The sequence below is a fragment of the Streptomyces yokosukanensis genome (assembly GCF_001514035.1).
GTDB classification, from domain to species: domain Bacteria; phylum Actinomycetota; class Actinomycetes; order Streptomycetales; family Streptomycetaceae; genus Streptomyces; species Streptomyces yokosukanensis.
The window spans coordinates 56,278-64,762 of the sequence record NZ_KQ948224.1; the positions used below are offsets into that span (position 1 = coordinate 56,278).

The following is an 8,485-nucleotide window of genomic DNA, read 5'->3' on the forward strand; positions in this document are numbered from 1 at the left end:
TCAGGGGAGCGGCTGCTGTTGGGTGACGCAGTGGATTCCGCCGCCGCCCGTGCCCAGACGGTCGATGTCGAGCTGTTCGACGACTCGGCCGGGGTACAGGCCGGCCAGGGCCGCCTTGGCCGCCGCGTCGGCCCGCGTGTCGCCGAACTGGCCGCAGACGACCGCGTCGTTGCACACGTAGAAGTTGGCGTAGGAGGCGAGGAAGTCGGGGTTGGTGGAGCGGATCCTTCCGTAGTCCGGTCCCTGGAGGGTCTGCACGCCCATCGGGCGACCGGAGGCGGTCGTCGCCTGCGTCAGCGCCTGGTACTGCTTGCGCGCGTCCTTCGCGAAGGCGTCGTTGTCCGACGCGAGGGGCATCTGCACCAGTGCCCCGCCCGGGGCGAGGAAGCGCGAGGTGGCGTCGACGTGGTCGTCGGTGATGTCCTGCCCCTTCACCCCGTCGAACCAGATGACCTCGCTCGCGCCGTAGGCGTCGCACATGGCGGCCTCGAGCTGCTGCTGCGACAGGCCGGAGTTGCGGTTGCGGTTGAGCAGACTGCTGCGGGTCGCCATCAGGGTCCCGGAACCGTCCTGCTCGATGGCACCGCCCTCGCCGGTGAAGTCGGCGTAGGCGAAGGGCATGCCCGCGTAGTCGGCGACGCGTTCGGCGACGCGCGCGTCCTTGGCGTGGGTCTGCTTGTTCCCCCAGCCGTTGAAGTTGAGGCCGACCGCGTCGAGGCCGCCCGCACCGTCCGTCCGGAAGACGGGGCCGGTGTCCCGCATCCAGCAGTCGTCCACGGGGATGGAGGTGATGACGGTGACCGCCGAGCCGCACAGGGAGCGCGCCGTGGCCGCGCTCCCCGAGTTGGCGCACATCACGACCGGTTCGTACCGGGCTATGGTGCGGGCGATCAGGGCGATGTCCGACTGGACCCCGCCGAGTGTGCCTCGGCCCCAGATGGAGGTGCTGTCCGGCCACGCCATCCAGGTGCGGGCGTGGCGGACGTCCTCGGCGGGCACGCGGCTCGCCGTGGCCGCGGTGCGGCGCGACGGGGCGGCGCCGGCGCTTCCCTGCGTCAGCGCGAGGGCGGCGCCTGCCGCGGTGAGCCCGGCGGCGGCGAGGAATCCGCGCCTGCTCGAAGCCGTTCCGGAAGGCTTGCCCATGATGCCTCTGTTCACGTGTGTGCCTCCTGTGGTGCGGTCCCGCGGACGGTCCGCGGGAAGTAGAGGGGTGCTCCGGATGAGGTGCCGACAACGCGTCACAGAGCGCGGCGCTCTGCCGCGATGCGCCCGGGGTTCCAGCCGGGCCGCGGCACGGAGGCCAGGAGCAGGCGGGTGTACGGGTGGCGGGGCGCGTTGAGCACCTCGGCGGTGGCTCCCGCCTCGACGACGGCTCCCCGCCGCATGACGATCACGTCATCGGTGACGCATCCCACCACCGCGAGGTCGTGGGTGATGAACAGATAGCCGATGGAGGTCTGCTCGCGAATGTCGGCGAGCAGATTGAGGATCTGCGCCTGCACCGACACGTCGAGGGCGGCGACCGCTTCGTCCAGCACGAGGACCGCGGGCTCGACGGCGAGGGCGCGCGCGATGGCCACGCGCTGACGCTGGCCGCCCGAGAGCCGGCGGGGCAGCGCGTCGGCGGCACGGGTGCCCAGTCCCACCTGGTCGAGGAGTTGGCGTATGCGAGGTGCGTGGTCGGCCCCGGGGAAGTGCAGGCGCAGGGTCTCGCGCAGGACCGCCTCGACACTGAGCCTCGGGTCGAGCGAGAGGAAGGGGTCCTGGAAGACCATCTGTACCTCGCGGGCGCGGGCGAGCCGGGCCGCGCGTCCACGCACGCGGGCGGTCCTGGGTCGCCCGTCGACCAGGATCTGGCCGTCGTCGGCCTGCTCCAGCCCGACGACGATGCGGGCCGTGGTGGTCTTGCCGGAGCCCGATTCGCCCACGATGCCGAGGGAGCCTCCCTTGGGCAGGGTGAAGGACACCCCGTCCACGGCCCGTACGGCACCGAACGCGCGAGTGAGGTTGACGGCCTCCAGTACGGGCTCAGGCATCGGCCGGGCTCCCTTCGGCGAGCCGCCGGCCGTGGTGGCAGGCGAAACGGTGGTCAGGACGGCCGGGGGCGGCTGTCGGCAGGGGCGCTCGCTCGCCGCAGATCTCGGTCGAGGACGGGCAACGAGGGGCGAACGGGCAGCCCGTCAACGCCGTGCGCAGGTCCGGGGGCCGGCCGTCTATGGCGGTGAGGCGGCGGCCGGGCGCGTCGAGCCGGGGGGTCGAGGCGAGCAGGCCCGCCGTGTAGGGGTGGCCGGGCCGAGCGAACAGCTCGGTCGCGGGGCCGGTTTCGGCGATGCGTCCGGCGTACATGACGTAGACCCGGTCACTGATGGCCGCGGCCAGGTCCAGGTCGTGGGTGACGAAGAGCATTCCCGTGCCGAAGCGCTCCCGCAGCCGCGTGAGCAGGGCGATGACCTCGGCCTGGGTGGTGACGTCGAGGGCGGTGGTCGGCTCGTCGGCGAGCAGCAGCGCGGGGTCGCCCATGAGTGCGGCCGCGATCATCACCCGCTGGAGCATGCCGCCCGACACCTGGCCGGGGTATCTGCGCAGGGCGCCCTCGTCCACGCCGACGGCCCGCAGGAGTTCGCTCGCCCGAGCGGTCGCGGTGGCCCGCTTCAGGGTCTTGTTCGATACGACGCCTTCGGTGAGGAAGTCACCGATGCGCCGCAGGGGATTGATGGCCGCCCGCGGGTCTTGGAAGATCATCGCGGCGGTCGAGGTGCGGAGCGCGCGCAGCCGTGCGGAGTCCATGGTCACGACGTCGTCGCCGGCCACCCGGATGCTGCCTTCGGCGCGTGCGCCGGGCGGCAGCAGCCCGAGCACACTGCGCGACGTCAGCGTCTTCCCGGAGCCGGACTCGCCGACGAGGGCGACGGTCTCCCCGGCGGCGACGGTGAGACCGACCCCGTCGACCACGGGGCGTGCGCTGCCGGGCAGGATGATCCGCAGGTCGGTGATGTCGAGGACGTTCATCGGTCTCTCCTGGCGACCCGGTCGGCCCAGCCCTCGCCTGCGACGTTGAACGCGACGACGGTGAGCACGATGAGGACGCAGGGCAGGACCGCGGAGAGCGGGTAGCCCTGCTGGACGGCGCTCTGCCCGTCGAAGACCATGCGGCCCCAGTCCGGGGTGAGCGCCGGTACGCCGAGACCGAGGAAGGACAGGCCCGCGAGATCCATGAGGGCGTACCCGAAGCTGATGGTGGCCTGGGCGAGGACGACGGGCGCGATGTTGGGCAGGACGTGGCGCAGACAGATCTGCAGAGCGCCGTTGCCCTGGACCACGTAGGCGCTGACGTAAGGGCGTTCGCGTTCGGCCAGCACCAGGGAGCGGGTCAGGCGGCTGACGTAGGGGAAATAGGCGACGGCGAGGGCGACGACCGGGGCGACGAGCCCCTCTCCGTACACGGAGATGATGAGGATCGCCAGCAACAGGCCCGGGAAGGCGAAGACGAGTTCGGCGCTGCGCGAGAGAACGGAGTCCAGCCAGCCGCCGCGCCAGGCTGCCGCCATGCCGACGGCGACGCCCGTGACCGTGGAGAAGGTGACCACACCGAGCGGGCCGAGCAGCGAGGTTCGGGCTCCGACCAGCAGCCGCGAGAGGGTGTCGCGTCCGGCGGCGTCGGCCCCGAGCGGGTGGTGGGCCGACGTGCCCGCGAGAGCGTTGCCGAGGTCGACGGCGTTCGGATCGTGCGGCGCAAGCCACGGGGCGAGCAGTGCGGCGAGCGTCAGTACGCCGACGAAGCCCACACACAGCACGTGCAGCGGTGACCGGGGATCGGTGGATCGCAGCCTGGCCAGTCCCGGCCGGCGGACGAGTACGGTGCTCATGCCGAGGACCTCCCGGAGGTGAGGGCGATCCTCGGATCGACCAGGGGCAGCAACAGGTCGACGACGAGGTTCACCGCCATGAACAGCGCCACGATGATCAGGGAGATGGCCTGCACGGTCGGGAAGTCCTTGGTCGTGGTGGCGAGTTCGAGGAGCTGCCCGACACCGCCCACGCTGAACGCGCTCTCCACGAGGATCGTGCTGACCAGCAAGGTCGAGACGATCAGCCCGGCGGTGGTGAGCACGGTGCCGAGCGCGTTGCGCAGCACGTGCCGCCGGATCACCTGCCGCTCGGGCACGCCCCGGCTGCGGGCGACCGTCACGTGCTCCCCGGCCAGTGCGTCGAGCATGGCGGAGCGGGTGACCCGGGCGAGCATCCCGACCAGATACAGCGCCAGCGCGACGGCCGGCAGGGTGAGATGCCACAGCATGTCGGCGATGCCGTCACCGTCACCGCTGCTCGGGAACCAGCCCAGCCTGACCGCGAACAGGCCCTGGAGCAGCACGGCGGCGACGAACGACGGCGTCCCGACCGCGAAGGTGGTGCCGACGAGCACGGCGGAGTCGGTGACCCCGCCGCGTACGGCGGCGAGCCGGCCCAGGAGCAGACCGATGACCATGACCACGGTCAGCGTCATCGCGACCAGCAGGAGCGTGGTGGGCAGACGGTCCGTGAGCAGCGCGGAGACATCGGTGCGGTAGGTGATGGACCGTCCGAAGTCGCCGCGCAGCACGTCGCCCAGCCAGCGCAGGTAGCGCACGGCGAAGGGATCGTCGAGGTGGTACTGCGCATTGATCGCGGCGATGGCCGCGGGAGAGGCCGATCGACCCGACAGGAGGAAGCTCGCCGGGCTGCCGGGCGCCAGATACAGGGCACCGAAGACGACGAACGACGCGGCGAGGAGGGTGAGGGCCATCTCCGCCAGCCGCCGTACGACGAATCTCAGGACGTTCACCGCGCGGCCCCCACGTCGGCGGCCCACGGGTAGTACATGTAGGCGATGGTCGTGGGCGCGCCGGTGATCCTCTTGTTCAGGTACAGGCTGGTGGGCCACTCGGCGACCGGGATCCACAGCAGCTGCTGGGCGGCGCGCCTCTGCAGCGCGCCTTCGATCTCCGTACGGCGTGCGAGGGAGTAGGCGCCGGTGGCCTCGTCCACGAGCCGGTCGTAGTGCCGGTCGCTGTAGCCGGCGAAGTTGAGGTAGGCACCGGTCCGGAAGTTGACCAGCAGATCCAGTGGATCGGTGATCGACTCGTAGTAGGTGAGGGGGAACATGTCGATGCCCTGGCGGGCGCCGGGATCGGTGAACAGCGCGGTGAACGCGTTGGGCGCGACGGACCGCAGACGTATGTTCAGGCCGATCTGCGTACCCGCCGCCTGCACCGCCGTCGCCAGCAGGGAGACGTCCTGGCCGATGGGGCTGGTCGCCACCGTCAGTGTCTTGCCGACGGCTCCTGCCGCCTTGATCAGCGCCTTGGCCCGCTCGATGTCCCGGTGCGCGGGCGGCAGACCCGTGAAGGCCGCCCGCCGTGTTCCGGCCGGGGCCGCCGCCCACGCGGCGCGCGTGGTGAGGGAGGTGGTCACGCCGCCCGCTCCGCCGAGTCCCGCCCGCACGAAACCGGAACGGTCCAGCGCCAGCGAGAGGGCACGCCGCACCCGGACGTCGCCGAGCGGGCCGTGCATGTTCGTGATGTCGACGTTGACCGTGCTCAGCCCCTCACCGAAGTACAGGGTGCCCCTGCCGCTGCGTCTGAGGCGGGAGTAGCTCTCGGTGGGGATGAGGTAGCTGCCGTCGACCTCACCGCTGAGCAGGGCGTTGGTACGGGCGGACGGGTCGGTCAGGAAGCGGAAGACGACCTTGCCCGACTTCGCCGCGGTGCCCCAGTAGCCCGCGAAGCGGTCGAGCTCGATCGACTGCCCCTTGCGCCAGGTGCCGAGTCGGAACGGACCCGTGCACGCGAGGCCGCCGGACGTGCCGTAGTTCCGGCCCGCCTTCTCGATGCCGGCCTTGGAGGCCACGACCCCGGCGGCCGTAGCCATGTACTGCGGGAACTGCGAGTCGGGGCGCTTCAGTCTGACCGTGACCTGGAGAGGGCCGGTCTTGGCGACGCGGGCGACGTTCTGGAAGACCTGGGCCCAGGCGGCCGCGTTCCTGGGATCGCGCTGGCGGTCGAGGCTGAAGACCACGTCATCGGCGGTCAGGGTCCCGCCGTCGTGGAAGCGCACGCCCGGCCGCAGATCGTAGACCCATGTTCTGGGATCCGGGTTCGACGCCTTTCGAGCCAGCCCCGGCTCGATCGCAAGCCGCGGACTCCAGCGCATCAGGCTTTCACAGACGTTGGACAGGATCATGTTCTGCGGGTAGTCGAAGGCCGCGACGTAGTCGAGGGTGGGCGGCTCGGCGTACAGGGCCCAGGTGAAGGAGGCGATGCGGCCCGCGGGCCGCGGGGTGGCCGCAGAGAGGGAGAAGGACGCGGAGGCGGCATCGCGAGGCGGCCCGGCGCAGGCCGCGAGGAGAGCCAGGGACGACAGGGCAGCCGTCGCGGCACTGCGGCGGCGACGTGTGCGGCGGCGGGGGCCGCCGGTGCGGGGCGGGGGAGGTGCGGTCATCGTCGTGCTCTCTCCGGGCGCTGTGCGGCGTGCGTTCGGGCGGGCACCCCCCTTTGGCGGACGGGGGATGGAGGACGGTGGGCGCGGGACGGGGGACGGCTTCATGGCGCAGGGCGCAGGGCTGGGAGCTGCTGGGTGATGCAGTGGACACCGCCGCCGCCGTGGGCGATCGCGGGCGCGGCCACGCCGACGACCTTGCGCTCGGGGTGCGCTGCCGCGATCACGCGCAGGGCCGCCTCGTCCTGCGGCACACCGGCCACCGGTACGACGACGCCGCCGTTCGCTATGTAGTAGTTCAGGTACGACACCTCGACCTCGTGGCCCGCGATGTCGGTGAAGGCGGTCTGCGGAAGGTCGACGATCTCCAGTGAGCGACCACGGGCGTCCCGGGTGGACTCCAGCACCGCGCGGTTGGCGCGCATGCGGGCGTAGTCGGGGTGTGCGGGGTCGTCGGGAAGGGAGACGACCACCTTCCCCGGGGCCGCGAACGCGCACACCCCGTCGACGTGCCCGTCCGTCTCCGTGTCCAGCAGCCCGCCGTAGGGAAGCCAGATCACCTTCTCGACGCCGAGCTTCGCCTTCAGTTCGGCTTCGATGCCGTCGCGCCGCATGCCCGGATTGCGGTTCGGGTGCAGAAGGCACTGCTCGGTGGTGATCAGCGTGCCCTCGCCGTCGACGGTGATCGCACCGCCTTCGAGAGTCATGGAGGAAGGGACACGCTCGATGCCGAGACGGTCGAGCAGCAGGGCGCTGATCCGGTCGTCGGCGTCGTACGGGGAGTGCTTGCCGCCCCAGGCGTTGAAGCGGAAGTCGACGCCCCTGCGCCGACCGCGGTCGTCGAGGACGAACAACGGGGCGCTGTCACGGAACCACGAGTCGTCGAGTGGCAACTCGACGACGGTGAGGCCCTCACCGCACCACGCGCGGGCGTCGTCGGCGAAGCCCGGGGGCGCCACCATGGTGACGGGCTCGAACTGCGCGATGGCCCGCGCGACGTTCGCGTACTCGCGCTTCACGGTGTCCAGGACGTGCCCCCACAGGTCCGCGCGCGTGGGCCAGGCCATCAGGCAGCCTTCGTGCTCGGACCACTCGGCGGGCATACGGCCGACAGACATGATGAATCTCCCTTGCTCTAACGCTGACTGAAGATATTGACTGAAATTGTGGTCAGTATCTGTGACAGCAAAAGGACGGAATCAGAGGAAGTACAGGCGTCCCAGGGACACGGACTGCGCCGGTTCCGAACGCAGTGGCTCCCCGTCCAGCGTGACCAGACCGTCGCGGGCGTCGACCTCTACGGATCCGAGGCGGCTGTTGGCGATCAGATCCGCGGGGCCGATCCCCCGGGTCCCGCGCACGGCGACCCTGCGGCGCCGGGTCGTCAAGCTGTCGTAGGGCCGTCCGTCCGCACCCGACTGCGCGGCGGCACCGCTGACGAAGGCGACCGACAGATCGGCGGGAGTGGCCCCGTGCGCTCCGAACAGCGGTCCGAGGACGAGGGGTTCGCAGGTGTCGGTGGCGGCGTTGGGGTCGCCGACCACGCCGTAGGCCGGGAAGCCGGACTTGAGGACGAGCTGCGGTTTGGCGCCGAAGTACTCCGGGCGCCAGAGCACGATGTCCGCCAGCTTGCCGGTCTCGATGGAGCCGACCTCGTGGGAGAGTCCGTGGGCGATGGCCGGGTTGATGGTCAGCTTGGCCATGTAGCGCAGGACGCGCGCGTTGTCGTCGCCCTCGCCGTCGCCCTGCATCGGGCCCAGCTCGGCCTTCATCTTGCCGGCCATGGCGAACGTGCGGCGCACGGTCTCGCCGGCCCGGCCCATGCCCTGGGCGTCGGAGGAGGTGATGCCGATCGCGCCCAGGTCGTGCAGCACGTCCTCGGCGCCCATCGTGCCCGCCCGGATCCGGTCGCGGGCCATGGCCGCGTCGCCGGGCAGGTCGGGCTTGAGGTCGTGGACGGAGACGATCATGCCGTAGTGCTCGGCGACCGCGTCCCGGCCGAAGGGCAGGG

At 71.3% G+C, this 8,485-nt stretch carries 8 protein-coding genes; all 8 read right to left on the reverse strand.

Going from position 1 to position 8,485, the window contains the following annotated elements:
* A complete protein-coding gene (locus tag AQI95_RS35350; RefSeq protein WP_067133781.1) occupies window positions 1-1,143 on the reverse strand; it encodes an agmatine deiminase family protein in 1,143 nt (380 codons plus the stop codon).
* 95 nt (window positions 1,144-1,238) lie between these two features.
* Entirely contained in the window at window positions 1,239-2,036 is a 798-nt protein-coding gene (locus AQI95_RS35355) for an ABC transporter ATP-binding protein (protein WP_067133784.1), read from the reverse strand.
* Window positions 2,029-3,009 (reverse strand): ABC transporter ATP-binding protein, encoded by a 981-nt coding sequence (locus AQI95_RS35360; protein WP_067133787.1) that lies wholly within the window; start codon window positions 3,007-3,009, stop codon window positions 2,029-2,031. Before AQI95_RS35360 ends, AQI95_RS35355 begins: the two co-directional genes overlap by 8 nt.
* The gene (locus AQI95_RS35365) at window positions 3,006-3,866 is read right to left on the reverse strand and encodes an ABC transporter permease (RefSeq protein WP_067133790.1); all 861 of its coding nucleotides are present in this window, start codon (window positions 3,864-3,866) and stop codon (window positions 3,006-3,008) included. Before AQI95_RS35365 ends, AQI95_RS35360 begins: the two co-directional genes overlap by 4 nt.
* Window positions 3,863-4,822, reverse strand: a complete 960-nt coding sequence (locus tag AQI95_RS35370; RefSeq protein WP_079071748.1) for an ABC transporter permease — start codon at window positions 4,820-4,822, stop codon at window positions 3,863-3,865. Before AQI95_RS35370 ends, AQI95_RS35365 begins: the two co-directional genes overlap by 4 nt.
* A complete protein-coding gene (locus AQI95_RS35375; protein WP_067133793.1) occupies window positions 4,819-6,477 on the reverse strand; it encodes an ABC transporter substrate-binding protein in 1,659 nt (552 codons plus the stop codon). The genes AQI95_RS35370 and AQI95_RS35375 overlap by 4 nt, the downstream gene beginning before the upstream one ends.
* Window positions 6,478-6,578: 101 nt before the next feature.
* Entirely contained in the window at window positions 6,579-7,592 is a 1,014-nt protein-coding gene (locus AQI95_RS35380; RefSeq protein WP_067133796.1) for an agmatine deiminase family protein, read from the reverse strand.
* A gap of 81 nt (window positions 7,593-7,673) precedes the next feature.
* The coding region (locus AQI95_RS35385) for an amidohydrolase family protein (RefSeq protein ID WP_159056635.1) at window positions 7,674-8,485 on the reverse strand (812 nt) is incomplete at its 5' end.

Coding starts and splice junctions, on each gene's coding strand:
- AQI95_RS35365 (WP_067133790.1), bottom strand. CDS start 3,866: ATGAGCACCGTACTCGTCCGCCGGCCGGGACTGGCCAGGCTGCGATCC.
- AQI95_RS35360 (WP_067133787.1), bottom strand. CDS start 3,009: ATGAACGTCCTCGACATCACCGACCTGCGGATCATCCTGCCCGGCAGC.
- AQI95_RS35355 (WP_067133784.1), bottom strand. CDS start 2,036: ATGCCTGAGCCCGTACTGGAGGCCGTCAACCTCACTCGCGCGTTCGGT.
- AQI95_RS35350 (WP_067133781.1), bottom strand. CDS start 1,143: ATGGGCAAGCCTTCCGGAACGGCTTCGAGCAGGCGCGGATTCCTCGCC.
- AQI95_RS35375 (WP_067133793.1), bottom strand. CDS start 6,477: ATGACCGCACCTCCCCCGCCCCGCACCGGCGGCCCCCGCCGCCGCACA.
- AQI95_RS35380 (WP_067133796.1), bottom strand. CDS start 7,592: ATGTCTGTCGGCCGTATGCCCGCCGAGTGGTCCGAGCACGAAGGCTGC.